This is a genomic window from Kosakonia arachidis (assembly GCF_900116535.1).
Lineage (GTDB): Bacteria > Pseudomonadota > Gammaproteobacteria > Enterobacterales > Enterobacteriaceae > Kosakonia > Kosakonia arachidis.
Genome location: NZ_FPAU01000001.1, coordinates 166,444 through 191,740, shown reverse-complemented (window position 1 = coordinate 191,740; position 25,297 = coordinate 166,444). Strand labels below are relative to the sequence as shown.

Here is a 25,297-nt window from a genome sequence, read left to right as displayed (position 1 = left end):
AAAGTAATCAGTTAACTGCGTCTTTCAGCGCTTTACCTGCACGGAACCCAGGCACTTTAGCTGCGGCGATAGTGATTTCTTTGCCGGTCTGCGGGTTACGGCCAGTACGTGCAGCACGTTCTTTAACCGCGAAGGTACCGAAACCTACCAGTGCTACGTCGTCCCCGGATTTCAAAGATTCAGTAACAGAAGCAATTAAAGCATCTAATGCACGTCCTGCAGCAGCTTTGGAAATATCAGCACCTGCGGCAATCTTGTCAATCAGCTGAGATTTGTTCACTCTTCTCTTCCTCTCTTTATAATTTATATCGCACCTGAATCCTTCACAGCGCGACCGCGCAGCAGTTATATCAGGCCTGTCATGCCCTTACAACACCAGTTGATGATGACATACCTAACCAGCAATCTAAATTAGCTATACAAAAAAAGGCTGGCAAGTAAGAAATCACTCGCCAGCCTTGTTTTTATCAACGCACTTTGCGCAAGGTCACTATTTTGCCGTCACGACTTGCATACCAAAGGGTTCGTTCTGCAATGCAAGGCTGAGAACTTCTTCGATACGCTTAACCGGATGGATATCTAAATCGGCCACAACGTTGTCCGGGATCTCTTCCAGGTCACGCTTGTTTTCGTAAGGAATCAGAACAGTCTTAATACCCCCTCGGTGTGCCGCCAACAGTTTTTCCTTCAAACCACCAATAGGCAACACCTGGCCACGCAGGGTAATTTCGCCCGTCATTGCCACATCTGCGCGAACCGGGTTACCGGTCAGGCAGGAAACCAGCGCGGTACACATCGCGATCCCTGCGCTCGGACCATCTTTCGGCGTCGCACCTTCCGGTACGTGAACGTGGATATCGCGTTTTTCGTAGAAATCGCCATTGATGCCGAGTTTCTCCGCACGGGCGCGAACAACGGTCAGCGCCGCCTGGATAGACTCCTGCATCACTTCGCCGAGCGAACCGGTATACGTCAGCTTACCTTTGCCCGGAACGCAGGCGGTTTCAATGGTCAGCAAATCGCCGCCCACTTCCGTCCACGCCAGGCCTGTCACCTGACCGACACGGTTTTCATCATCCGCACGACCATAATCAAAGCGCTGAACGCCCAGGTAGTCATGCAGGTTATCGCCATTGATCTCAATGTGCTTCAGCGACGGGTCCAGCAGCAGCTGTTTCACCGCTTTGCGGCACAATTTGGAGATTTCGCGCTCCAGACCACGCACGCCCGCTTCACGGGTGTAGTAACGGATGATGCCGACGATTGCGCTGTCATCAACGGTCAATTCGCTCTCTTTCAGCGCGTTACGCTCAATCTGTTTAGTCAACAGGTGACGTTTTGCAATGTTCAGTTTTTCGTCTTCGGTGTAACCGGAAAGACGGATCACTTCCATACGATCCAGCAACGGTGCAGGAATATTCATGGAGTTCGATGTCGCGACAAACATTACATCGCTGAGATCGTAATCCACTTCAAGGTAGTGATCGCTAAAAGCTACGTTCTGTTCTGGATCCAGCACTTCCAGCAGCGCCGAAGCCGGATCGCCGCGCATATCGGACGACATTTTGTCAATCTCATCGAGCAGGAACAGCGGGTTTTTGACTCCCACTTTCGCCATCTTCTGGATCAGTTTACCCGGCATCGAACCGATGTAGGTACGGCGGTGACCGCGAATTTCCGCTTCGTCACGCACACCACCCAGCGCCATGCGGACATATTTACGCCCGGTAGCTTTAGCTATGGATTGACCCAGAGAGGTTTTCCCCACCCCAGGAGGCCCAACCAGGCACAGAATCGGCCCTTTAAGCTTGTTCATACGGCTCTGCACCGCAAGATACTCAAGGATACGATCCTTCACGCGTTCAAGGCCGTAGTGGTCGGTATCAAGGATCTCCTGCGCCTGGCGAAGGTCTTTTTTGACCTTGCTGCGCGCGGTCCACGGCACCTGCACCATCCATTCGATATAGCCGCGCACAACGGTCGCTTCCGCAGACATTGGCGACATCATTTTCAGCTTCTGCAGCTCGGATTCGGCTTTCTCTTTCGCCTCTTTCGGCATTTTTGCCGCATCGATTTTGCGTTTCAGCGCTTCGTTTTCATCCGGCGCATCATCCATTTCACCCAGCTCTTTCTGAATGGCTTTCATTTGCTCATTCAAGTAGTACTCGCGCTGGGATTTTTCCATCTGCTTTTTAACGCGGTTGCGAATGCGTTTCTCAACCTGGAGCAGATCGATTTCGGATTCCATCATCGCCATCAGATATTCCAGACGTTCATTAACGTCGGACATTTCCAGAACAGACTGTTTATCAGCCAGTTTCAGCGGCATATGGGCAGCAATGGTATCGGCCAGACGTGCGGGATCGTCAATGCTGTTCAGCGAAGTCAGCACTTCCGGCGGAATTTTTTTATTCAGTTTGATATAGCCTTCAAACTGGCTGATTGCAGTACGTACCAACACTTCCTGCTCGCGCTCGTCAATAGCCGGCGAGTCGAGATATTCCGCTTTGGCAGAGAAGTGCTCGCCATCATCGGCAAGTGTGGTAATGCGTGCGCGCTGTAGCCCCTCGACCAGCACTTTTACAGTGCCATCTGGCAGCTTCAGCATCTGCAGAATAGACGCCACGGTCCCGACGGTGAAAAGATCGTTTACACCCGGCTCATCCGTTGATGCTTCTTTCTGCGCAACCAGCATGATTTTTTTATCATGGTCCATGGCCGCTTCCAGACAACGGATCGATTTTTCCCGTCCAACAAATAAGGGAATGACCATGTGCGGATAAACCACCACATCGCGCAACGGCAATACGGGGATTTCAATGCGTTCAGAACGCTCAGGATTCATAGAGCTCTCTCTTAGTTTAAAGTCCGCCAGGTAATCAGGTGACGTGACTGTGCAACACGCACCATTAACATGTAAAGCAGTATATGGGGATGTTTCCCACACATTCAACGGCGGGAATAGGGAAAAATAAAAGGGGAGATAAAATCCCCCCTTTTAGGTTAACTGATTGTAAGAATTGGTTAATTATTCGCCAGATGCCTGCTGAGCTTCCGGTTTGCCGTAAATCAGCAGCGGTTTGCTTTGGCCAGCGATAACCGACTCGTCAATGACCACTTTCTCAACATCTTCCATCGACGGCAGATCGTACATGGTATCGAGCAGAGCACCTTCTACAATTGAACGCAGGCCACGCGCACCGGTTTTGCGCACCATGGCTTTCCTGGCGATCGCATCCAGCGCTTCATCGCGGAACTCAAGGTCCACGCCTTCAAGATTGAACAGCGCCTGGTACTGCTTGGTCAGCGCATTTTTCGGCTCTTTCAGGATTTGAATAAGTGCTTCTTCACTCAGTTCGCTCAGCGTCGCCACCACCGGCAGACGACCGATGAATTCAGGAATCAGACCAAATTTGATCAAATCTTCCGGTTCAACCTGCGCCAGCAGTTCACCTTCATTTGCTTTTTCAGATTTGCCTTTCACCGTTGCGCCGAAGCCAATACCCGAGCCGGTTTCAACACGGTGAGAAATCACTTTGTCGAGACCGGCAAATGCACCGCCACAAATGAACAGGATTTTCGAGGTATCAACCTGCAAAAATTCCTGCTGCGGATGCTTACGGCCACCCTGCGGCGGAACCGCAGCCACGGTGCCTTCTATCAGTTTCAGCAACGCCTGCTGCACACCTTCACCGGAAACATCACGCGTAATTGACGGATTATCGGATTTACGGGAGATCTTGTCGATCTCATCGATGTAAACAATCCCGCGCTGCGCCTTCTGCACATCGTAATCGCACTTTTGTAGCAGTTTCTGAATGATGTTTTCGACGTCCTCCCCCACGTAACCGGCTTCGGTCAGCGTAGTGGCATCCGCCATGGTGAATGGAACATCCAGCAAACGCGCCAGCGTTTCAGCCAGCAACGTCTTACCGGAACCGGTCGGCCCAATCAGCAAAATGTTACTTTTGCCCAATTCAACGCCGTTGCTGGTATCGCCATTGCGCAGGCGTTTGTAGTGGTTATAGACCGCTACCGCCAGCACTTTTTTTGCCTGTTCCTGGCCAATAACATAATCATCCAGATGGTGGCGGATTTCATGCGGGGTCGGGAGTGCGCTGCGCTCACGATGTGGCGCAACCTCTTTAATCTCTTCGCGAATAATGTCGTTACACAGATCTACACATTCGTCGCAGATATACACGGACGGCCCGGCGATCAGCTTACGCACTTCATGCTGGCTTTTGCCGCAAAACGAGCAATACAACAGTTTGCCCGAACCATCTTTGCGTTTATCTGTCATGAGTCAAAACCTCTTAATCTGTTCTTTGTGCCGCACATGACGACGCAAATGCCATTCCAGGCGCAAAACGTTACTCAAGCATGATGCCGCTTGTGTATCACATAGTATAGCGGCACATGCAATCTGAGCATTAGTTACGATGGGTTAAAATTGAGTCGACCAGACCGTAATCCACGGCTTCTTGCGCAGCAAGGAAGCGGTCACGCTCGGTATCACGTTCAATTTGCTCTAAAGATTGACCCGTGTGATACGCCATAAGTTCATTCATACGGCCTTTCACTTTCAGGATTTCACGGGCGTGAATTTCGATATCCGTTGCCTGCCCCTGATAGCCACCCAGCGGCTGGTGAATCATCACACGTGAATTTGGCAGGCAGAAACGCTTGCCTTTTGCGCCCGCCGTCAGCAGGAATGCGCCCATCGAGGCGGCCTGTCCCATACAAATGGTGCTGACGTCCGGCTTGATAAACTGCATGGTGTCGTAAATCGACATCCCGGCAGTAATCACGCCGCCCGGAGAGTTAATATACAGGTAAATGTCTTTTTCCGGATTTTCCGCTTCCAGAAAGAGCATTTGAGCCACAATCAGGTTTGCCATATGGTCTTCGACCTGGCCGGTGAGAAAAATCACGCGTTCCTTGAGAAGACGGGAGTAGATATCGAAAGAGCGCTCACCGCGTGAGGTCTGTTCAATAACCATTGGCACCAGAGCCATATGGGGTGCAAAGTTATCTCGTTCGCCGCTGTATGACATTTCCGTCTCCTGGATAAAAAAATAAACTAACCTGCTGCACTGATTGTACTTGAGTGAGTGGGATCTGACTATGACCCCTCACGGACGGATTATCAGCCAGAGCCTTTACTGCCAATACCCTCTTTGTGGGGATGGCCAAGCCTGTTTTCAAGCATAACAATCTTTTGCTGTTACGCTAACACTGAAACGCTCTTTTAGCACACATCTGTAAATGTCAATACGATAAAAAAAGCCCGCCACCAGCAGGTGACGGGCCTATTACATTTTGCTAACGCAGAAGTCGATTAAGCCTGTTGGTTCATCAGTTCGTTAAAGGAAGTGGCTTTCTCTGTCACTTTCGCTTTTTCCAGAACCGCTTCAACCGCTTGTTCTTCCAGTGCTACGTTACGCATGTTGTCCATCAGCTCTTTGTTTTTGCTGTAGAACTCGATCACTTCTTTTGGATCTTCGTAAGCAGACGCCATCTCTTCGATCAAGCCTTTTACGCGTTCTTCGTCAGCTTTCAGCTCGTGGGTGCGAATCACTTCGCCCAGCAGCAGACCAACTACAACACGGCGTTTTGCCTGCTCTTCGAACAGTTCACGCGGCAGTTCCAGAGCCTGTTTCTCGTTACCGCCAAAACGCTGTGCAGCCTGACGACGCAGAACGTCGATTTCGCTGTCGATCAGTGCAGCAGGAACATCAATCTCGTTCGCTTTAACCAGGCCTTCGATCGCCTGAGATTTAACACGGTTACGCACTGCGCCTTTCAGCTCGCGTTCCATATTTTTACGCACTTCAGCGCGCAGACCAGCAACAGAACCATCTTCAACGCCGAAACGTTTGATGAATTCTTCAGTCAGTTCCGGCAGTTCACGCTCTTCAACTTTCTTCAGGTTAATGACGAACTTCGCCGCTTTACCTTTCAGGTTTTCTGCGTGGTATTCTTCCGGGAAGGTCACGTCGATGGTGAACTCTTCACCCGCTTTGTGGCCTTTGATACCGTCTTCAAAACCCGGGATCATACGACCCTGGCCCATCGCCAGTACAAAATCAGTCGCTTTGCCACCTTCGAACTCTTCGCCGTCAACAGAACCGGTGAAATCAACAGTCACGCGATCTTCCGCATCAGCAGCACCGTCTTTGTCTTTCCAGGTTGCCTGCTGCTTACGCAGGGTGTCCAGCATGGTATCAACATCAGCGTCGGTCACTTCAACAACCGGTTTTTCAACTTCGATGGTGTCCAGCGCTTTCAGCTCAACTTCCGGGTACACTTCGAACTCTACCGCGTAGATGAAGTCTTCGCCCAATTTGTATTCGCCCGGAACATAGTTCGGCGCGCCAGCCGGATTGATTTTTTCCTGAATGATCGCGTCGATAAAGTTGCGGCTCATCAGGTCGCCCAGCACGTCCTGGCGAACAGAAGCGCCATAACGCTGAGCAACGACGTTCATCGGTACTTTACCCTTACGGAAGCCGTCAATACGCACTTTCTTCGCTACGTTGACCAGCTCGCTCTTCACAGCGGTCTCGATGCTGTCAGCAGCGATTGTAATCGTTACACGGCGCCCAAGGCCCTGAGTGGTTTCAACTGAAACTTGCATCTTGTTACCTCAAAAAATCACAGTGCTCGGTCAACTCTACTCTGCGAAGCAAACCTTTTCGCTTTGCAGAACCGGGATGTTCTCTTCAATCAGAAAACACATTCCCTGTCGTCAGAAGCATCCCGAAGACATTCCGAAAAATAAGACGCAGCATTATAGCGGCATCACAGATATGAGTCGAGAAGGGGAATGGCGCAATGATGCGTCATTTTTCACACTTCTGAAGCAATTTCGCTCAAAAAATTGCGTTTCCCGCTCAAAATTCAGGCAAAACAAAACGGCCCGCAGGCCGTTTTTACATAATCTGCATGCAACATACTGGAAAAGTTCAGACAGTTGCAACCTGGTTTTCTAAGCGATGCTTCCGGCACCCCGACATGGAGGCGAGTTCAGGAGGGTGTCCTGCAAACCTTCCCACTCTTTGAGCGTGTAAGTATGCAGCGCAAGTGCATGAATTGTTGTTGCCAGTTCGTCAGCCAACGTACCATAAATCATGCGATGGCGATTAAGAAAACGTTCTCCGGTAAAGCAGTCGCTTACCAGCACCACTTTGAAATGGCTTTCGGAGCCCGCAGGAACGTTGTGACGGTAACTTTCATCTACGACTTCAAGTAATACAGGCTCGAATGCCGCTTTCAATTTTGCTTCTATCTGTTCACGCATCATCATGATGTTACGCCTCCGACAACGCTGAGATGCCAGCCATCTCTTTAAATGTTAGCCGCTTTTACCGTTTTCATAACAATAAAACAACAAAAAATTAGCGTTCGTCTGATTTGCTCGTTCAACGCGATGAAGTTCTCTAAAAGACGACGGATTTTTGCCATCCCGCTTCAACAACATGTTTTTTGATGCCGAAAAAAGGCAAAGTGATGAATTTACATACGTTGAGGACTTCCCCTTAACGGCGGCGATGTTATGATGGCGAGAATTTTTCCCCAAACGCTTACGATCCCTTGAGAGCCTGAACATGTTTAAAAAACTACTCTTCCCGTTGGTCGCTTTATTTATGCTGGCCGGGTGCGCTACCTCGCCGACAACTCTCGAAATTTCACCGAAAATCACCCTGCCGCAGCAGGATCCGAGCCTGATGGGCGTGACCGTAAGCATTACCGGTGCCGATCAACGTCAGGATCAGGCCCTGGCGAAAGTAACGCGTGACAATCAGCTGGTCACCTTAACTGCCTCCCGCGATCTGCGTTTCCTGCTGCAGGAAGTGCTGGAGAAACAGATGACGGCGCGCGGCTATATGATCGGGCCGAACGGCGCGGTAAACCTGCAAATCATTGTTAACCAACTGTATGCCGACGTTTCTCAGGGCAACGTGCGTTACAACATCGCCACCAAAGCGGATATCGCCATCATTGCTACCGCAGCTAATGGCAACAAGATGACGAAAAACTACCGTGCCAGCTATAACGTCGAAGGCGCTTTCCAGGCCACTAACGACAAAATCACTACCGCAGTTAACAGCGTGCTGTCCGACACTATCGCGGATATGTCTCAGGACACCAGTATCCACGATTTTATCAAGCAAAACGCTCGCTAATTGCAGCACTGGCCCGGCTTTACGGGCCAGTTTTTAACTTATGTCGAACCACTACTTACGCATCTTCACGCAGCCCAAATCCGCGATTCTGCTTGTTCTGGGTTTTGCCTCCGGTTTACCCCTTGCTCTGACCAGCGGTACGCTTCAGGCGTGGATGACCGTCGAAAACGTCGATCTGAAAACCATCGGTTTCTTCTCTCTGGTAGGGCAGGCCTACGTCTTTAAATTCCTCTGGTCGCCACTGATGGATCGCTACACGCCACCGCTATTGGGAAGGCGTCGCGGTTGGCTACTGCTGACGCAGCTGTTGCTGCTGGCCTCCATCGCCGGAATGGGCTTCCTTGATCCGGCTAACCACTTGAGATGGATGGCGGCACTGGCTGTGCTGATTGCCTTCTGTTCCGCCTCGCAGGATATTGTGTTCGATGCCTGGAAAACGGATGTCCTGCCTTTTGAAGAGCGCGGCGCTGGCGCAGCCATTAGCGTACTCGGCTACCGACTTGGCATGCTGGTTTCCGGCGGGCTGGCGTTGTGGCTCGCCGACCGCTGGCTCGGTTGGCAAGGGATGTACTGGCTGATGGCAGCCCTGCTGCTCCCTTGTATTATTGCCACCCTACTGGCGCCGGAGCCAACAGACACCATTCCGGTGCCGAAAACGCTGGAACAGGCCGTTGTCGAACCGCTGCGTGATTTCTTCGGTCGCAATAATGCGTGGCTGATTTTGCTGCTGATCGTGCTGTATAAACTCGGCGATGCTTTTGCCATGAGCCTTACGACGACTTTTTTGATTCGCGGCGTCGGCTTTGACGCGGGCGAAGTCGGCGTGGTCAACAAAACGCTGGGGCTGGTGGCAACGATTATCGGCGCGTTGTATGGCGGGGTATTAATGCAACGCCTCTCCCTGTTTCGCGCATTAATGATTTTCGGATTTTTACAGGCGGTTTCCAATGCTGGTTACTGGCTGCTGTCCATCACGCAGAAAGATATCGTCAACATGGGTGCCGCCGTGTTCTTCGAGAATCTGTGCGGCGGTATGGGAACGGCGGCGTTTGTCGCGTTATTAATGACGCTTTGCAATAAATCCTTCTCCGCAACCCAGTTCGCTCTACTTTCGGCGCTGTCCGCTGTCGGACGCGTGTACGTCGGCCCGTTGGCGGGTTGGTTTGTAGAAACCTACAGTTGGTCAACGTTTTATCTCTTCTCTATCATTGCCGCGGCACCAGGTTTGCTACTGCTGGCAATGTGTAAGCGAACGCTGGAATTTACCCAGCAGACCGGGCATTTTATGCCGCGCAGCGAATATCCGTCGGCCTACCGTCTGGCTTTGCGCATACTGAGTGTCGGCTGTCTGCTGCTCAGTGGCTGGCTGGTGGTGCTTATTGTTACGGCCAGCGGAATGGCGAACTGGACCATTGGCGCCCATCTTCTCGAAGGCGGCGTGCTGCTGGCGATGGTCGGTATTCTGTTCGGCGGGCTGCTGGATCTGCTGGCACTGCGCAAAACACGGCTGATGTGAACACAGCGCTTACCTGATAAAAAGTAAGCGCTGGCACTATTAATAGAAGAAAAATTGCCCATGAAGAACGTGCATGAAGAGCGCCGGTAAAATAATCACGCCATGGCCATGATTATTGGCGAAAATTGCTGCAGAAACGCGACAGGTAACAGAAACATAAACGCAACCCTTTGGCGTACCACTGATGCCGGTTACGGCTTATCCCCCACCTGGCGGGATAAGCCAGCACGGCTGGTCAGCATCATGACGCGAGAAACACAGTTGTACGCTGGTGAGTAGCTGAAAACCGCTTCCTATAAATGAAACAGCGGATCTCCAGCATAATCCATCCCGCAACCACTAGAGCGGCAGCACTATCCTGGCGATACGCTTTCCTCGCACATAATACGCCAGTAAAAGCGGCACGACCCACAGTTAGATGATGAAGCTCCCCACTATCGCTGCGGCCTGCCATGCGGGTGCGGCACGCACTTGTAACAAGGCCGCTATCTCGCAGAACCGGAGCGTCGCAACCTCTTTCCAGCTCAACGAAAAGTGCGGTAAAGAGAAACACTCCAGCAGTTAGTTACTGATAAAAGTGATGATTTTTATCATGACGATGCCGTTTAAGCTGACGAGCGTAAGCCCGGCGGATGGCGGATTCATCCGGAATCGGCGCGGTATTTCCAGCCATCAGAATGTCATCCCTTCATAATTAACAATTCCCCTGATTTTTTGTTTTTAAAATCAATCGCAAGGATAAAAACCCCACTAAATAATTCATGATGGTTATTATTTCGCACAATTAATAACCGTTATTTTAATCCAGTCCTAATCGGTTATTTGCCATTAAATGTATACATTTTCTTTAATTATTTTGTGCGCTATAAATTAAGGGCTATTCTTTAACGATTCAGCGCTGTTATTAATTATTGGGTTTCACATTAGTTCCAATAATGTACAGAAATTGCTGAACACATGTTAATTATTTGTTTAATTAATTGATTGGTTATACCAATTTACCCTCAGCGCTGATTGTAATGTAACATTTCCGTTATAATCTCAACTTCAGGTGTGCGAATACCCGATTTTACAGTTTGTTGCATTCCGTGTGACATAAACGGCAGAACCCAGTAACACCTTGCTGACACAGAGCCAAGTATGTTTACAGTAACGCAACCTTTCCGTAAAATGCCCGCACACTTTAAGCGCCACCAGATCCCGTGGAATTGAGGTCGTTAAATGAGACTCAGGAAATACAATAAAAGTTTGGGATGGTTGTCATTAATCGCCGGCACTGTGTTACTCAGTGGTTGCGATTCTGCACTTCTTGACCCCAAAGGACAGATTGGACTGGAGCAACGCTCGCTGATACTGACGGCTTTTGGCCTGATGTTGATTGTCGTTATTCCCGCCATCTTGATGGCCGTAGGTTTCGCCTGGAAGTATCGTGCAAGTAATAAAGATGCGAAGTATAGCCCTAACTGGTCGCACTCCAATAAAGTGGAAGCTGTGGTCTGGACGGTGCCGATTCTGATCATCCTGTTCCTTGCTGTACTGACGTGGAAAACCACCCACGCGCTCGAACCGAGCAAACCACTGGCACATGACGGACAGCCAATCACCATTGAAGTGGTTGCCATGGACTGGAAATGGTTCTTCATCTACCCGGAACAGGGCATTGCTACCGTAAATGAAATCGCCTTCCCGGCGAATACACCGGTAGAGTTCAAAGTGACCTCCAACTCCGTGATGAACTCGTTCTTTATCCCGCGTCTGGGCAGCCAGATCTACGCAATGGCTGGCATGCAGACCAAATTGCATCTCATCGCCAACGAAGCAGGTACGTACGATGGCATTTCAGCCAGCTACAGCGGCCCGGGCTTCTCTGGCATGAAGTTTAAAGCTATTGCTACGCCGGACCGCGCCGCATTCGACCAGTGGGTTGCAAAAGCGAAACAATCTTCAAACACCCTGCCAGATATGGCGGCGTATGAGAAAGTTGCTGCGCCAAGCGAATACAACAAGGTTGAATACTTCTCCAGCGTGAAACCCGATTTGTTTAAAGACGTTATCAACAAATTTATGGGCCACGGCAAGAGCATGGACATGACCCAACCGGAAGGCGAGCATAGCGCGCACGAAGGAATGGAAGGCATGGACATGAGCCACGCGGAAACCTCTCACTAAGGGGTCGAGGAAGAAAACGATGTTCGGAAAACTTACACTGGATGCAGTTCCGTATCATGAACCCATTATCATGGTCACGGTTGCTGCGATTATCATCGGCGGTCTGGCGGTAGTTGGCCTGATCTCTTACTTCGGTAAGTGGTCATGGCTGTGGAACGAATGGCTGACCTCTGTCGACCACAAACGCCTTGGTATCATGTACGTCCTCGTGGCCGTTGTGATGCTGGTGCGCGGCTTTGCAGATGCTGTCATGATGCGTAGCCAGCAGGCGCTGGCCTCTGCGGGTGAAGCGGGCTTCCTGCCGCCTCACCACTACGATCAGATCTTCACCGCTCACGGCGTGATCATGATCTTCTTCGTGGCAATGCCATTCGTTATCGGTCTGATGAACCTGGTGGTTCCGTTGCAGATCGGTGCGCGCGACGTTGCATTCCCGTTTCTGAACAACCTGAGCTTCTGGTTCACGGTTGTGGGCGTGATTCTGGTTAACCTCTCTCTGGGCGTCGGTGAGTTCGCACAGACTGGTTGGCTGGCTTATCCGCCGCTTTCGGGAATTGAATACAGCCCTGGTGTCGGGGTCGATTACTGGATCTGGAGCCTCCAGCTCTCGGGTATCGGTACGACGCTGACCGGTATCAACTTCCTGGTGACTATTCTGAAGATGCGTGCGCCAGGCATGACGATGTTCAAAATGCCAGTATTTACTTGGGCATCTTTGTGCGCCAACGTGCTGATTATCGCGTCGTTCCCAATTCTGACTGTTACCATTGCGCTGCTAACCCTGGATCGTTACCTGGGCACCCATTTCTTTACCAACGATATGGGTGGCAACATGATGATGTACATCAACCTGATTTGGGCCTGGGGTCACCCGGAGGTGTACATCCTGGTGTTGCCGGTCTTCGGGGTGTTCTCCGAAATCACCGCCACCTTCTCGCGTAAACGCCTGTTTGGTTACACCTCGCTGGTGTGGGCGACTGTATGTATTACCGTACTGTCGTTCATCGTTTGGCTGCACCACTTCTTCACCATGGGTGCTGGCGCGAACGTAAACGCCTTCTTTGGTATCACCACGATGATTATCGCCATCCCGACCGGGGTGAAGATCTTCAACTGGCTGTTCACCATGTATCAGGGCCGCATTGTGTTCCACTCCTCTATGCTGTGGACCATTGGCTTTATCGTGACGTTCTCCGTAGGTGGGATGACCGGCGTGCTGCTGGCGGTTCCGGGCGCAGACTTCGTACTGCATAACAGCCTGTTCCTGATTGCACACTTCCATAACGTTATCATCGGCGGCGTGGTTTTCGGTTGCTTCGCAGGTCTGACTTACTGGTGGCCGAAAGCCTTCGGTTTCACCCTGAACGAAACCTGGGGTAAACGCGCGTTCTGGTTCTGGATCATCGGCTTCTTCGTTGCATTTATGCCGCTGTACGTACTGGGCTTTATGGGTATGACCCGTCGCCTGAGCCAGCAGATTGATCCACAGTTCCACACCATGCTGGTTATCGCAGCCTGCGGTGCGGCGCTGATTGCTATCGGTATCCTGTGTCTGCTGATTCAGATCTACGTTTCTATTCGCGACCGCGATCAGAACCGTGATCTGACCGGTGACCCGTGGGGTGGCCGTACGCTGGAGTGGGCAACCTCCTCTCCTCCGCCGTTCTACAACTTTGCTCATGTCCCGCACATTCACGAACGTGACGCGTTCTGGGAAATGAAAGAGAAAGGCGAAGCGTACAAAAAACCTGCGCAGTATGAAGAAATTCATATGCCGAAAAACAGCGGTGCCGGCATTGTTATCGCCGCGTTTGCAACCGTGTTTGGTTTCGCCATGATCTGGCATATCTGGTGGATGGCTATTGTTGGTTTCGCTGGCATTATCATCAGCTGGATTGTGAAGAGCTTCGACGAGGACGTGGATTACTACGTACCGGTTGCAGAAATCGAGAAACTGGAAAACCAGCATTTCGATGAGATCACTAAAGCAGGGCTGAAAAATGGCAACTGATACTCTGACCAACGCGCACGCCCACGCGCACGAACACGGGCACCACGATGCAGGACCGACTAAAGTCTTCGGTTTCTGGATCTACCTGATGAGCGACTGCATTCTGTTCTGCTGTTTGTTCGCAACCTATGCCGTTCTGGTGAACGGCACGGCGGGCGGGCCAGCCGGTAAGGACATTTTCGAGCTGCCGTTCGTACTGGTTGAAACCGCGCTGTTGTTGTTCAGCTCCATCACCTACGGCATGGCGGCTATCGCTATGTACAAGAACAACAAAAGCCAGGTTGTTTCCTGGCTGGCGTTGACCTGGTTGTTTGGTGCGGGCTTTATCGGGATGGAGCTCTATGAGTTCCACCACCTGATTACTGAAGGTATGGGTCCGGATCGCAGCGGCTTCCTGTCAGCGTTCTTCGCGCTGGTAGGCACCCACGGTCTGCACGTGACCTCGGGTCTGATCTGGATGGCGGTTCTGATGTTCCAGATTTCCCGTCGCGGCCTGACCAACACTAACCGTACCCGTATCCTGTGTCTGAGTCTGTTCTGGCACTTCCTGGACGTGGTATGGATCTGCGTGTTCTCTGTTGTTTATCTGATGGGGGCGATGTAATGAGTCATTCTAACGATCATGGCGCTTCCCATGGCAGCGTAAAAACCTACATGACAGGTTTCATCCTGTCGATCATCCTGACGGTGATCCCGTTCTGGATGGTGATGAACGGTTCTGCTTCTAAGCCGGTACTTCTGGGCGTTGTCCTGGTCACCGCCGTAGTTCAGATTCTGGTGCATCTGGTTTGCTTCCTGCACATGAACACCAAGTCTGATGAAGGCTGGAACTTTACCGCCTTTGTCTTTACCGTGATTATCATCGCTATCCTGGTAGTCGGTTCCATCTGGATTATGTGGAACCTCAACTACAACATGATGGTTCACTAAGAGCGGCGAGTATGTTTAAGCAATACCTGCAAGTTACGAAACCGGGCATTATTTTTGGCAATCTGATCTCCGTGATTGGGGGGTTCCTGCTGGCTTCCAAAGGCCACATTGACTATCCCCTGTTCATCTACACGCTGATTGGCGTGTCGTTGGTGGTCGCCTCTGGTTGTGTATTTAACAACTACATCGATCGTGACATCGATAAAAAGATGGAACGAACGAAAAACCGGGTGCTGGTCAGAGGGCTGATCTCGCCAAAAGTCTCGCTGGTGTACGCCGCCTTGTTGGGTATTGCTGGCTTTATGCTGCTGTGGTTTGGCGCCAATCCGCTGGCCTGCTGGCTGGGGGTGATGGGGTTCGTGGTTTATGTTGGCGTTTATAGCCTCTACATGAAGCGCAACTCCGTTTACGGCACGCTGATCGGTTCTCTCTCCGGCGCTGCGCCGCCGGTGATTGGCTACTGCGCGGTCACCAACGAGTTCGATAGCGGCGCGGCAATTCTGCTGGCGATTTTCAGCCTGTGGCAAATGCCTCACTCCTATGCCATCGCGATTTTCCGCTTTAAGGATTATCAGGCAGCGAATATTCCGGTACTGCCGGTGGTGAAAGGCATTTCTGTGGCCAAAAACCATATCACGCTGTATATCCTGGCGTTTGCCATTGCCACGCTGATGTTGTCGCTGGGCGGCTATGCCGGGTACAAATACCTGGTCGTTGCCGCTGCGGTAAGCCTCTGGTGGCTGGGCATGGCGTTGCGTGGATACAAAGTGGAAGATGACAAAGTGTGGGCGCGCAAACTGTTTGTGTTCTCCATTGTTGCCATCACGTCTCTTTCGGTGATGATGTCTGTGGACTTTATGGTGCCGGATTCACACAGCTTGCTAACATACGTCTGGTAAGCTTGCTGCACCTGACTGGAAAAACCGGGGAAACCCGGTTTTTTTTCGTCTGGAGTAAACCCTTTTATTGGCCTTGTGACGGAAAAACCAATAACCACATTAAATATATTGTTATGTAATATTTGTTAAATAACCGCATGTTTACCCTACCCTGCCGCCGCACTACACTATGTCCGGTTTTTAAAATGAGGTGGTAATGAACGATTATAAAATGACGCCAGGCGAGTTGCGCGCCACCTGGGGTTTGGGGACTGTATTTTCACTGCGCATGCTCGGCATGTTTATGGTCCTGCCCGTTCTGACCACATACGGTATGGCCTTGCAGGGCGCATCGGAAGCCCTGATTGGGTTAGCGATCGGCATCTACGGCCTGGCCCAGGCGGTATTTCAGATCCCCTTTGGGCTGCTTTCGGATCGCATCGGCCGCAAGCCGCTGATTGTCGGTGGGCTGGTGATCTTTGTGCTGGGCAGCGTGATTGCCGCGCTCACCGACTCCATCTGGGGCATTATTCTGGGCCGTGCTCTGCAAGGCTCCGGGGCGATTGCCGCCGCCGTGATGGCGCTACTGTCGGATCTCACGCGCGAGCAAAATCGCACCAAGGCAATGGCGTTTATCGGCGTCAGCTTCGGCATCACGTTCGCCATAGCCATGGTTTTAGGGCCGGTCATCACACATCTATTAGGCCTGCATGCGCTGTTCTGGATGATTGCCGTGCTGGCGACGATCGGCATTATCCTGACGCTGTGGGTAGTGCCGGACAGCAAACACCATGTACGCAACCGCGAATCGGGAATGGTCAAAGATTGCTTTAGCATGGTGATCGTCAATCCAAAGCTGCTGAAGCTGAATTTTGGCATTATGTGCCTGCATATCCTGCTGATGTCGACGTTTGTGGCGCTGCCTGGTCAGCTTGAATCTGCCGGTTTCCCGGCCTCAGAGCACTGGAAAATCTATCTCGTCACCATGCTTATCTCTTTTGCTTCGGTGGTGCCATTTATTATCTACGCCGAGGTGAAACGCCGGATGAAACGCGTTTTTGTACTCTGCGTTGCGCTGCTGCTGATTGCAGAAATCGTGCTGTGGGGCGCTGGCGCTTACTTCTGGGAAATTGTGATTGGTGTACAGATCTTCTTCCTCGCCTTTAACCTGATGGAGGCGCTGCTGCCGTCGTTAATCAGTAAAGAAGCGCCAGCCGGTTATAAAGGGACGGCAATGGGCATTTACTCCACCAGCCAGTTTCTCGGTGTCGCTATTGGCGGTGCGGTCGGTGGCTGGGTGGATGGTTTATTTGATCCGCAAATGGTGTTCATGTTCGGCGCATTACTGGCCGCGGTCTGGCTGCTGGTTGCCAGTAGTATGCAGGAGCCGCCGTATGTCAGCAGTCTGCGCATCGCCATTCCTGACGATGTGGCTATTGATGACGCGCTACAGCAGCGTCTGCGCGCAACGGCGGGTGTCAGTGAAGTATTGGTCGTGGCGGAAGAGCGTAGCGCCTATGTGAAGATCGACAGCAAAGTGACAAACCGCTTTGAAGTCGAACAAGCCGTCGCGGGTTAAGCGGGCCATTTTCCCCTCCCCGGCAGGAGGGGAAAAGAAATTAATCACGGAAGTTTTTGAACTGAAACGGCTGGCCCAGATTGCCGCCGCGCACCAGCGCCATCACCGCTTGCAGGTCATCACGAGATTTCCCGGTCACGCGGATCTCTTCCCCCTGAATCTGCGCCTGCACTTTCACTTTGCTGTCTTTAATCAGCTTGATGATTTTCTTCGCCGTCGGTGCATCGATCCCTTGCTTCAGCTTTGCTTCCACGAACCAGTTTTTCCCGCTGTGGACGAACTCTTCCGGTACATCCAGCGATGCCCCTTCAATGCCGCGTTTCAGCAACTTGGCACGCAAAATATCCAGCAACTGGTTAACCTGGAAATCAGATTCGCTCAGCACTTTAATGGTCTGTTTTTCTTCATTCAGCTCGAATGTGGCTTCAACGTTGCGAAAATCGAAGCGTGTCGCGACTTCACGGGTCGCATTCTCAACGCCGTTTTGCACTTCGCGCATTTCAACTTCGGAAACGATATCGAAAGATGGCATCTTTTCTTCTCCCTCTCTATTTGTTGCGATGCATAATACCCGCAACGAGGTATAACTCAACTTGTAATACTGGAAGCATAGCCGACAGCACTATAATGGTTGTAGTAACACCTGGCGCAGTTGCAGGTGAGGAGGAACAATGAGAATTACCGTACTCGGTTGCGGTGCTTTAGGGCAATTGTGGTTAACAGCGCTGTGTAAACAGGGACATGAAGTACAGGGCTGGTTACGTGTGCCCCAGCCTTTTTGCAGTGTAAATGTCGTGGAAGAAGACGGCACGGTTTTTAATGAATCCCTGACGGCTAACGATCCTGAATTTTTGGCCCAGAGCGATCTGTTGCTGGTGACGCTGAAAGCCTGGCAAGTTTCTGATGCGGTAAAAAGCCTTGCAACGGTGCTTTCCACCGCGACGCCGGTACTGCTGATTCACAATGGAATGGGTACTGTAGAAGAGCTGAAAACGCTGCCGAATCCCCTGCTGATTGGCACCACGACTCACGCAGCTCGCCGCGATGGTAACGTGATTATACATGTGGCAAGCGGCACTACGCATATTGGCCCGGCGCGTCAGCAGGACGGTGAATTCAGTGCGCTGGCGGATACCCTGCAAGAAGCGCTACCAGATGTGGCCTGGCATAACACCATTCGTCCGGCGCTATGGCGCAAGCTGGCGGTGAACTGCGTGGTCAATCCGCTAACCGCCCTGCACAACTGTAAAAATGGCGATCTACGCGAATGTCCCGACGAGGTGGCCAAAATCACCCGCGAAGTGGCTGCCGTTATCGAACGTGAAGGCCACCATATTTCTGCGGATGATTTGCTGAGTTACGTGAACCAGATTATCGAAAATACTGCGGAAAATATTTCATCGATGCTCCAGGATGTACGCGCCTTACGGCGCACCGAGAGCGATTATATTACTGGCTACCTACTCAGACGCGCCCGCGCGCACGGTATTGCAGTGCCGGAAAACGCCCGTCTGTATGAAATGATTAAACGTAAGGAGAGTGAGTATGAGCGCATCAGCTCTGATATGCCTCGCCCCTGGTAGTGAAGAGACCGAAGCGGTCACCACTATTGATCTGCTGGTCCGCGGCGGCATTGCTGTCACTACCGCCAGCGTAGCCAGCGACGGCAACCTGGTTATCACCTGCTCACGCGGGGTTAAACTGCTGGCCGATGCGCCGCTGGTTGAAGTTGCGGATGGGGACTTCGATGCGATCGTGTTACCGGGCGGGCTGAAAGGCGCAGAGTGCTTTCGCGACAGCCCACTACTTGTCGAAACCGTTCGCCAGTTCCACCTTTCCGGGCGCATTGTTGCTGCTATTTGTGCTGCTGCCGGTACGGTGCTGGTGCCACATCAGCTCTTCCCGTTGGGCAACATGACCGGTTTCCCGGGGCTAAAAGAGACGATTCCGCCCGAGCAATGGCAGGATAAGCGCGTAGTGTGGGACCCGCGCGTAAACTTGTTGACCAGCCAGGGGCCAGGCACGGCCATTGATTTTGGCCTGAAAATTATTGACCTACTGGTCGGGCGCGAAAAAGCCCACGAAGTGGCGTCGCAGTTGGTGATGGCCGCAGGGATTTATAATTACTACGAAGCGTAGGCATTAGCATGCCCGGTGGCGCTGGCTGCCGGATAGTGCTGACGTTTATCAAGCCCACAACCGGGTTCAGGTTCGAACCCTTGCTGCAGGCCGGAGAAGGCGAAGTTGCTATCCGGCATTGTCTTTACGGGCGATAAACTTTCACATTCTGAAAGCCCTGCTCACGCAGATAGAGCGCCTGCAAGCGACTCATTACGCCACGCTCGCACCACAGCAGCCAGGTTTTGCTCTGATCCAGATCGCCAAATTTCGTGCTCAGCTTGTAGAACGGCAGCGACACCACATCAACACCTTCCAGCGTCAGCGGCTTATCGTCCTGTTCGTCAATCGAACGGATATCCAGTACCACATCGTTCGGGCTAAAACCGTTAACCGTTTCAACTTCCACCACCTCTTGCTGGGTTTGCTGAGCGATTTCACGGATATCAATATTGCTGGCTTCCGCCACAACCTGGTCGAGAATAGCAAAATCAAAGTGCGCTTCTTCCGCTTCGATCTTTGCCTTCACCGCCTTGACCGTTGGGCTTTTGGAGATCACGCCGCAATATTCCGGCATCGTGCGGGCAAAATCCTCGGTACCGATCTCACGCGCCAGATCGATAATGTGCTCTTTATCGTGAGAGATAAGCGGGCGCAGGATCAGCGTATCGGAGACGTTATCAATCAGACGCAGGTTAGTCAGCGTCTGGCTGGAAACCTGCCCCAGCGCCTCACCGGTTACCAGTGCCTGCACGCCGTAACGTTCAGCGACTTTCGACGCGGCGCGCACCATCATGCGTTTCAGCACCACCCCCATCTGACCATCATCGACTTTCTCGAGGATCTCGCCGACCACCGGTTCAAAATTGATTGCCACAAAACGCACGCGGTGCGAGCTACCAAAGCGGTTCCACAGATAATGCGCCACCTGGCGAACGCCAATTTCATGGGCTGCGCCGCCAAGGTTAAAAAAACAGTAGTGCACGCGGCAACCTCGGCGCATCAGCATATAGCTGGAAACGCCGGAGTCGAAACCGCCTGAAATCAGCGACAGAACATCTTCCTGGGTGCCAATCGGGAAGCCGCCAATCCCTTCATAACGGCCTTTTACCAGCAGCAGGCGGTCATCTTCGATTTCCAGATTCACCGTCACATCCGGGTGTGTCAGCTTAACGCGTGCAGATTCGACATGCTGGTTCAGCCCGCCGCCCACGTAACGTTCCACTTCAATAGAGCTGAATTCATGTTTACCACGGCGTTTCACGCGCACGCAGAAGGTTTTACCTTCAATCTGCTCGCGATACTGTACCAGCGCTTTCTCAAAAATATCGTGCAGGGAAGTGAAAGGCACATCTTCCACTTCCAGAATATGGTGGATCCCCGGAATGCGGGTCAGCGCGTCGCGAATAGCCAGGCGCTGGTTTTCATCTTTGGCGCGAACTTCGATATGGTCCCAATGGCGTACAACGGCAAGGGTTTCATCGTAGTGCTTCAGAACGTTACGAATGTTCCCGGTCAAAATTTTAATAAAGCGCAAGCGCACAGATTGGCTTTTGATGGTGATTTCCGGGAACAATTTAATGATAAACTTCATGGCGGCAATGGTTCGTTGGCAAGCCCGACAGGGCCTGTGAGGGAAAATAATACAGCAGCCCATACCTGCGGCTGCATCCAGGCGCGGAAGTATACCACCATCGAATAGACCTTGCGCAATGCATTACCCTTGAGCGTAATTGGCTAAGTGCCACGACTCCGCTACCATAGCTAAGTTGAGTCAGAATGAATAATAGAAGAGTCAGACATTCACTATGCCAAAGAAAAACGAAGCACCAGCCAGTTTCGAAACAGCGCTGAGCGAGCTGGAACAGATTGTCACTCGTCTTGAAAGCGGCGATCTTCCGCTTGAAGAGGCACTCAATGAATTCGAACGTGGCGTGCAACTGGCACGCCAGGGGCAGGTAAAATTACAGCAGGCGGAGCAGCGCGTGCAGATCCTGCTCTCCGATTCCGAAGAGGCGCCGTTAAAGCCTTTCGCACCGGACGCTGAATAACGATGGATTTTAATCAACAACTGCAGGCCTGCGTCGATCGGGCAAATGACGCGCTGCGCCGTTTCATCGCTCCGCTGCCCTTTCAGAACACTCCTCTGGTTAACGCTATCGAGTATGGCTCACTATTGGGTGGTAAACGTCTACGTCCGTTTCTGGTTTACGCAACTGGTTCGATGTTCGGCGTCAGCCAGCAAACGCTGGATGCGCCCGCAGCCGCAGTGGAGTGTATTCATGCTTACTCGCTGATCCATGACGATCTGCCTGCGATGGACGACGACGATTTACGCCGTGGCCTGCCGACCTGCCATATTAAATTTGGCGAAGCCAATGCCATTCTTGCGGGAGATGCATTGCAGACGCTGGCCTTCTCGATTCTCGCCGATGCGCCGATGCCGGAAGTGGCGGCACACGATCGGCTGGCGATGGTATCAACGCTTGCGATCTCCAGCGGCGTGGCTGGCATGTGCGGAGGCCAGGCGTTGGATCTGGCGGCTGAAGGCAAGCAAATTTCACTGGAAGCGCTGGAGCAGATCCATCGTCATAAAACCGGTGCGTTGATCCGTGCAGCAGTAAAAATGGGCGCACTGAGCGCGGGCGACAGAGGGCGGGAAGCCTTGCCTCAGCTCGATCGCTACGCCCAGAGCATCGGTCTGGCATTCCAGGTTCAGGATGACATTCTGGATGTGGTCGGTGATACTGCCACCCTTGGTAAACGCCAGGGCGCCGATCAGCACCTGGGTAAAAGTACCTATCCCGCACTCCTGGGTCTTGAGCAAGCCCGGACAAAAGCCCGCGACCTGATTGACGATGCGCGACAGGCGCTTAGCCTGCTGGCAGCACAGTCGCTTGACACAGCGGCACTGGAAGCACTGGCGAATTATATAATCCAGCGTAATAAATAAAACGACACACTAGATGAGTTGCTGATGAGTTTTGATATAGCCAAATACCCGACGCTGGCGCTGGTAGATACCACACAAGAGTTGCGTCTGCTGCCGAAAGAGAGTCTGCCGAAGCTGTGCGATGAACTGCGTCGCTATCTGCTCGACAGCGTAAGCCGCTCCAGCGGGCACTTCGCCTCCGGGCTTGGCACGGTCGAACTGACCGTCGCGTTACATTACGTCTACAATACGCCGTTTGATCAGTTAATCTGGGACGTCGGCCACCAGGCCTATCCGCATAAAATTCTTACCGGGCGTCGAGACAAAATCGACACCATCCGGCAGAAAAATGGTCTGCATCCGTTCCCATGGCGCGGCGAAAGCGAATACGATGTTCTCAGCGTTGGTCACTCCTCCACCTCTATCAGCGCGGGAATTGGCGTTGCCGTCGCCGCCGCCAAAGAGGGCAAACAGCGCCGTACCGTCTGCGTAATTGGCGATGGCGCGATCACCGCGGGCATGGCCTTCGAAGCGATGAACCACGCCGGTGATATCCGTCCGGATATGCTGGTGGTGCTGAACGACAACGAGATGTCGATTTCCGAGAACGTTGGCGCACTGAACAATCACCTCGCGCAGTTGCTCTCCGGCAAGCTCTACTCAACCTTGCGCGAAGGCGGCAAAAAAGTGCTTTCCGGCGTACCGCCGATCAAAGAGTTGATCAAGCGTACCGAAGAACATATCAAAGGCATGGTCGTGCCAGGCACGCTGTTTGAAGAGCTGGGCTTTAACTACATTGGCCCGGTAGACGGTCACGATGTGCTGGGGCTGGTGCAGACCCTGCGCAATATGCGCGACCTGAAAGGTCCGCAATTCCTGCATATTATGACCAAAAAAGGGCGCGGCTATGAGCCGGCCGAAAAAGACCCGATCACCTTCCACGCGGTGCCGAAATTCGATCCGACCAGCGGTACGCTGCCAAAAAGCAGTGGCGGCATGCCGAGTTATTCGAAGATTTTCGGCGACTGGCTGAGCGAAACCGCCGCCAAAGACGACAAACTGATGGCGATTACACCAGCGATGCGTGAGGGTTCCGGCATGGTCGAGTTTTCACGCAAATACCCGGATCAGTATTTTGATGTTGCCATTGCCGAGCAGCATGCCGTGACTTTCGCGGCCGGGCTGGCAATTGGTGGCTACAAACCGGTGGTAGCGATCTACTCCACCTTCCTGCAGCGCGCTTATGATCAGGTGATCCACGATGTGGCGATCCAGAAACTGCCGGTGCTATTTGCCATCGATCGCGCCGGGATTGTCGGTGCCGACGGTCAGACGCACCAGGGCGCTTTTGATATCTCCTATCTGCGCTGTATACCGGGCATGGTCATCATGACGCCAAGCGATGAAAACGAGTGTCGCCAGATGCTGTTTACCGGCTATCACTATGCCGATGGCCCAAGCGCCGTACGTTACCCGCGCGGCAATGCCGTTGGCGTACCGCTGGAGCCACTGGCGAAACTGCCGATTGGTAAAGGCGTGGTGAAACGTCAGGGTGAGAAGCTGGCGATTCTGAACTTCGGTACATTATTGCCGGAAGCACAAAAAGCCGCCGAAGCTCTGAACGCAACGCTTATCGACATGCGTTTTGCCAAGCCGCTCGACGAAGCGCTGATTCTGGAAACCGCTGCGCATCATGACTCGCTGGTGACGCTGGAAGAGAATGCTATTGCAGGCGGCGCGGGCAGCGGCGTCAACGAAGTACTGATGGCGCACCGCAAACCGGTGCCGGTGCTCAACCTCGGCCTGCCGGATTTCTTCATCCCACAAGGTACGCAGGATGAAGCCCGCGCCGATCTGGGGCTGAACGCCGCAGGCATCGAAACCCGCATCCGCAACTGGCTCGCCTGATCCCCCCTGCCGCTCCTGCTATGCTTAAACGTAAGTTTTTAATAGCAGGAGTGGAACCATGCAATACAGCACATTAGGAAAAACAGACCTCAAGGTTTCCCGCCTTTGCCTTGGCTGCATGACATTTGGCGAACCTGACCGGGGCAAACACGCCTGGACGCTGCCGGAAGAGAGTAGCCGCCCTATCATTCAGCGCGCGCTGGAAGGCGGCATCAACTTCTTTGATACCGCCAACAGCTATTCCGATGGCAGCAGCGAAGAGATTGTCGGGCGCGCGCTACGCGATTTCGCCCGCCGCGACGAGGTCGTCGTCGCCACCAAAGTCTATCACCAGGTGGGCGATCTGGCGGAAGGTCTCTCCCGCGCGCAGATCCTGCGTTCTATTGACGATAGTCTGCAACGACTGGGCATGGAGTATGTCGATCTCCTGCAAATACATCGTTGGGATTACCATACGCCAATTGAAGAGACGCTTGAAACCCTGGATGAAGTCGTGAAAGCGGGCAAAGCGCGCTATATCGGCGCGTCGTCGATGCACGCTCGCCAATTCGCTCACGCGCTGACCTTGCAGCAAAAAAATGGCTGGGCGCGTTTTGTCACCATGCAGGATCACTACAATCTGATCTATCGCGAGGAAGAGCGCGAGATGCTGCCACTGTGTTACAAGGAAGGCGTGGCGATTATTCCATGGAGCCCGCTGGCACGTGGACGTTTAACCCGCCCATGGGGAGAAACTACCGCACGTCTGGTGTCGGATGAATTCGGCAAAACGCTGTACAGCGAAACCGATGAAAATGACAGTCAAATAGCCGAACGCCTGACCGCAGTGGCAGAAGAAATTGGTGCCTCCCGTGCCCAGGTGGCGCTTGCCTGGCTGCTGAGTAAGCCGGGCGTCGCTGCGCCGATTATCGGCACATCCCGCGAAGAGCAGTTGGAAGAGCTGTTAGCCGCAGTGGATTTAACGCTGAAACCGGAGCAGATTGCCGAGCTGGAAACCCCGTACAAACAGCACCCGGTGGTAGGATTTAAGTAACCCGAGAAGGTAAAATGCCCGGTGGCGCTGCTGT

The 25,297-nt window shown here is 52.6% G+C and carries 23 protein-coding genes; 14 read left to right on the top strand and 9 right to left on the bottom strand.

Annotated elements, in window-relative coordinates:
- Positions 1–7 precede the first annotated feature (7 nt).
- The 6 genes from hupB to bolA form a co-directional block, all read right to left on the bottom strand.
- On the bottom strand, positions 8–280 hold the full coding sequence (hupB, locus tag BM427_RS00910) for a nucleoid-associated protein HU-beta (protein ID WP_007373541.1): 273 nt from the start codon (positions 278–280) through the stop codon (positions 8–10).
- Between the two features lie 210 nt (positions 281–490).
- Positions 491–2,845, bottom strand: coding sequence for an endopeptidase La (gene lon / locus BM427_RS00905; RefSeq protein ID WP_090118396.1), 2,355 nt, complete (start codon positions 2,843–2,845; stop codon positions 491–493).
- Positions 2,846–3,028: 183 nt separating this feature from the next.
- A complete protein-coding gene (clpX, locus tag BM427_RS00900) occupies positions 3,029–4,303 on the bottom strand; it encodes an ATP-dependent protease ATP-binding subunit ClpX (RefSeq protein ID WP_090118395.1) in 1,275 nt (424 codons plus the stop codon).
- A gap of 130 nt (positions 4,304–4,433) precedes the next feature.
- Positions 4,434–5,057, bottom strand: coding sequence for an ATP-dependent Clp endopeptidase proteolytic subunit ClpP (clpP, locus tag BM427_RS00895; protein WP_090118394.1), 624 nt, complete (start codon positions 5,055–5,057; stop codon positions 4,434–4,436).
- A 284-nt stretch (positions 5,058–5,341) separates the two neighbouring features.
- Positions 5,342–6,640: a trigger factor gene (tig, locus tag BM427_RS00890; RefSeq protein WP_090118393.1), complete on the bottom strand. Its 1,299-nt coding sequence runs from the start codon at positions 6,638–6,640 to the stop codon at positions 5,342–5,344.
- 351 nt (positions 6,641–6,991) lie between these two features.
- Positions 6,992–7,309, bottom strand: a complete 318-nt coding sequence (bolA, locus tag BM427_RS00880) for a transcriptional regulator BolA (protein ID WP_090118391.1) — start codon at positions 7,307–7,309, stop codon at positions 6,992–6,994.
- Between the two features lie 301 nt (positions 7,310–7,610).
- Here bolA and BM427_RS00875 point away from each other — a divergent pair, with 301 nt between their 5' ends.
- The 8 genes from BM427_RS00875 to BM427_RS00840 all read left to right on the top strand — a co-directional run bounded on the left by BM427_RS00875 (position 7,611) and on the right by BM427_RS00840 (position 17,272).
- Entirely contained in the window at positions 7,611–8,189 is a 579-nt protein-coding gene (locus tag BM427_RS00875) for a lipoprotein (RefSeq protein ID WP_090118390.1), read from the top strand.
- Between the two features lie 40 nt (positions 8,190–8,229).
- Positions 8,230–9,705 (top strand): muropeptide MFS transporter AmpG, encoded by a 1,476-nt coding sequence (ampG, locus tag BM427_RS00870; RefSeq protein ID WP_090118389.1) that lies wholly within the window; start codon positions 8,230–8,232, stop codon positions 9,703–9,705.
- Positions 9,706–10,926: 1,221 nt separating this feature from the next.
- Positions 10,927–11,874, top strand: a complete 948-nt coding sequence (gene cyoA, locus BM427_RS00865; RefSeq protein ID WP_090118388.1) for a cytochrome o ubiquinol oxidase subunit II — start codon at positions 10,927–10,929, stop codon at positions 11,872–11,874.
- Positions 11,875–11,893: 19 nt separating this feature from the next.
- A complete protein-coding gene (cyoB, locus tag BM427_RS00860; protein ID WP_090118387.1) occupies positions 11,894–13,885 on the top strand; it encodes a cytochrome o ubiquinol oxidase subunit I in 1,992 nt (663 codons plus the stop codon).
- Positions 13,875–14,489 (top strand): cytochrome o ubiquinol oxidase subunit III, encoded by a 615-nt coding sequence (locus BM427_RS00855; RefSeq protein ID WP_090118386.1) that lies wholly within the window; start codon positions 13,875–13,877, stop codon positions 14,487–14,489. The genes cyoB and BM427_RS00855 overlap by 11 nt, the downstream gene beginning before the upstream one ends.
- Positions 14,489–14,815, top strand: coding sequence for a cytochrome o ubiquinol oxidase subunit IV (locus tag BM427_RS00850; RefSeq protein WP_090118385.1), 327 nt, complete (start codon positions 14,489–14,491; stop codon positions 14,813–14,815). Before BM427_RS00855 ends, BM427_RS00850 begins: the two co-directional genes overlap by 1 nt.
- An 11-nt stretch (positions 14,816–14,826) precedes the next feature.
- Positions 14,827–15,714, top strand: coding sequence for a heme o synthase (gene cyoE / locus BM427_RS00845; RefSeq protein WP_090118384.1), 888 nt, complete (start codon positions 14,827–14,829; stop codon positions 15,712–15,714).
- Between the two features lie 196 nt (positions 15,715–15,910).
- On the top strand, positions 15,911–17,272 hold the full coding sequence (locus BM427_RS00840; protein WP_090118383.1) for an MFS transporter: 1,362 nt from the start codon (positions 15,911–15,913) through the stop codon (positions 17,270–17,272).
- Between the two features lie 40 nt (positions 17,273–17,312).
- On the opposite strand, the gene BM427_RS00835 is transcribed toward BM427_RS00840, so the two are convergent.
- Positions 17,313–17,804 (bottom strand): YajQ family cyclic di-GMP-binding protein, encoded by a 492-nt coding sequence (locus BM427_RS00835; RefSeq protein ID WP_090118382.1) that lies wholly within the window; start codon positions 17,802–17,804, stop codon positions 17,313–17,315.
- Between the two features lie 139 nt (positions 17,805–17,943).
- On the opposite strand from BM427_RS00835, the gene panE reads away from it, so the two are divergent.
- Both panE and yajL read left to right on the top strand, forming a co-directional pair.
- On the top strand, positions 17,944–18,855 hold the full coding sequence (gene panE / locus BM427_RS00830; protein ID WP_090118381.1) for a 2-dehydropantoate 2-reductase: 912 nt from the start codon (positions 17,944–17,946) through the stop codon (positions 18,853–18,855).
- Positions 18,818–19,411: a protein deglycase YajL gene (gene yajL / locus BM427_RS00825; protein ID WP_090118380.1), complete on the top strand. Its 594-nt coding sequence runs from the start codon at positions 18,818–18,820 to the stop codon at positions 19,409–19,411. The genes panE and yajL overlap by 38 nt, the downstream gene beginning before the upstream one ends.
- On the opposite strand, the gene BM427_RS26205 is transcribed toward yajL, so the two are convergent.
- Together BM427_RS26205 and thiI are read right to left on the bottom strand one after the other, a co-directional pair.
- On the bottom strand, positions 19,399–19,530 hold the full coding sequence (locus BM427_RS26205) for a hypothetical protein (RefSeq protein ID WP_280116127.1): 132 nt from the start codon (positions 19,528–19,530) through the stop codon (positions 19,399–19,401). The two genes, yajL and BM427_RS26205, sit on opposite strands and share 13 nt — an antisense overlap.
- 5 nt (positions 19,531–19,535) lie before the next feature.
- On the bottom strand, positions 19,536–20,984 hold the full coding sequence (gene thiI, locus BM427_RS00820; RefSeq protein ID WP_090118379.1) for a tRNA uracil 4-sulfurtransferase ThiI: 1,449 nt from the start codon (positions 20,982–20,984) through the stop codon (positions 19,536–19,538).
- 214 nt (positions 20,985–21,198) lie between these two features.
- Between thiI and xseB the strand changes: the two genes are divergently transcribed.
- From xseB to BM427_RS00800, 4 genes are read left to right on the top strand one after another with little or no spacing between them, the layout of a single operon-like run.
- Positions 21,199–21,441 carry an exodeoxyribonuclease VII small subunit gene (xseB, locus tag BM427_RS00815; protein ID WP_090118378.1) on the top strand — a complete coding sequence of 81 codons (243 nt, stop codon included), beginning with the start codon at positions 21,199–21,201 and terminating at the stop codon, positions 21,439–21,441.
- Positions 21,442–21,443: 2 nt separating this feature from the next.
- Positions 21,444–22,343 (top strand): (2E,6E)-farnesyl diphosphate synthase, encoded by a 900-nt coding sequence (gene ispA / locus BM427_RS00810; RefSeq protein ID WP_090118377.1) that lies wholly within the window; start codon positions 21,444–21,446, stop codon positions 22,341–22,343.
- Positions 22,344–22,367: 24 nt separating this feature from the next.
- Positions 22,368–24,230, top strand: coding sequence for a 1-deoxy-D-xylulose-5-phosphate synthase (gene dxs, locus BM427_RS00805; protein ID WP_090118376.1), 1,863 nt, complete (start codon positions 22,368–22,370; stop codon positions 24,228–24,230).
- Between the two features lie 58 nt (positions 24,231–24,288).
- Positions 24,289–25,263, top strand: a complete 975-nt coding sequence (locus tag BM427_RS00800; RefSeq protein WP_090118375.1) for an aldo/keto reductase — start codon at positions 24,289–24,291, stop codon at positions 25,261–25,263.
- Positions 25,264–25,297 lie beyond the last annotated feature (34 nt).

What these genes read in the sequence shown, in the direction of transcription:
- lon (WP_090118396.1), bottom strand. Translation starts at nt 2,845, where the DNA reads ATGAATCCTGAGCGTTCTGAACGCATTGAAATCCCCGTATTGCCGTTG.
- clpX (WP_090118395.1), bottom strand. Translation starts at nt 4,303, where the DNA reads ATGACAGATAAACGCAAAGATGGTTCGGGCAAACTGTTGTATTGCTCG.
- clpP (WP_090118394.1), bottom strand. Translation starts at nt 5,057, where the DNA reads ATGTCATACAGCGGCGAACGAGATAACTTTGCACCCCATATGGCTCTG.
- tig (WP_090118393.1), bottom strand. Translation starts at nt 6,640, where the DNA reads ATGCAAGTTTCAGTTGAAACCACTCAGGGCCTTGGGCGCCGTGTAACG.
- bolA (WP_090118391.1), bottom strand. Translation starts at nt 7,309, where the DNA reads ATGATGATGCGTGAACAGATAGAAGCAAAATTGAAAGCGGCATTCGAG.
- BM427_RS00875 (WP_090118390.1), top strand. Translation starts at nt 7,611, where the DNA reads ATGTTTAAAAAACTACTCTTCCCGTTGGTCGCTTTATTTATGCTGGCC.
- ampG (WP_090118389.1), top strand. Translation starts at nt 8,230, where the DNA reads ATGTCGAACCACTACTTACGCATCTTCACGCAGCCCAAATCCGCGATT.
- cyoA (WP_090118388.1), top strand. Translation starts at nt 10,927, where the DNA reads ATGAGACTCAGGAAATACAATAAAAGTTTGGGATGGTTGTCATTAATC.
- cyoB (WP_090118387.1), top strand. Translation starts at nt 11,894, where the DNA reads ATGTTCGGAAAACTTACACTGGATGCAGTTCCGTATCATGAACCCATT.
- BM427_RS00855 (WP_090118386.1), top strand. Translation starts at nt 13,875, where the DNA reads ATGGCAACTGATACTCTGACCAACGCGCACGCCCACGCGCACGAACAC.
- BM427_RS00850 (WP_090118385.1), top strand. Translation starts at nt 14,489, where the DNA reads ATGAGTCATTCTAACGATCATGGCGCTTCCCATGGCAGCGTAAAAACC.
- cyoE (WP_090118384.1), top strand. Translation starts at nt 14,827, where the DNA reads ATGTTTAAGCAATACCTGCAAGTTACGAAACCGGGCATTATTTTTGGC.
- BM427_RS00840 (WP_090118383.1), top strand. Translation starts at nt 15,911, where the DNA reads ATGAACGATTATAAAATGACGCCAGGCGAGTTGCGCGCCACCTGGGGT.
- BM427_RS00835 (WP_090118382.1), bottom strand. Translation starts at nt 17,804, where the DNA reads ATGCCATCTTTCGATATCGTTTCCGAAGTTGAAATGCGCGAAGTGCAA.
- panE (WP_090118381.1), top strand. Translation starts at nt 17,944, where the DNA reads ATGAGAATTACCGTACTCGGTTGCGGTGCTTTAGGGCAATTGTGGTTA.
- yajL (WP_090118380.1), top strand. Translation starts at nt 18,818, where the DNA reads ATGAGCGCATCAGCTCTGATATGCCTCGCCCCTGGTAGTGAAGAGACC.
- BM427_RS26205 (WP_280116127.1), bottom strand. Translation starts at nt 19,530, where the DNA reads ATGCCGGATAGCAACTTCGCCTTCTCCGGCCTGCAGCAAGGGTTCGAA.
- thiI (WP_090118379.1), bottom strand. Translation starts at nt 20,984, where the DNA reads ATGAAGTTTATCATTAAATTGTTCCCGGAAATCACCATCAAAAGCCAA.
- xseB (WP_090118378.1), top strand. Translation starts at nt 21,199, where the DNA reads ATGCCAAAGAAAAACGAAGCACCAGCCAGTTTCGAAACAGCGCTGAGC.
- ispA (WP_090118377.1), top strand. Translation starts at nt 21,444, where the DNA reads ATGGATTTTAATCAACAACTGCAGGCCTGCGTCGATCGGGCAAATGAC.
- dxs (WP_090118376.1), top strand. Translation starts at nt 22,368, where the DNA reads ATGAGTTTTGATATAGCCAAATACCCGACGCTGGCGCTGGTAGATACC.
- BM427_RS00800 (WP_090118375.1), top strand. Translation starts at nt 24,289, where the DNA reads ATGCAATACAGCACATTAGGAAAAACAGACCTCAAGGTTTCCCGCCTT.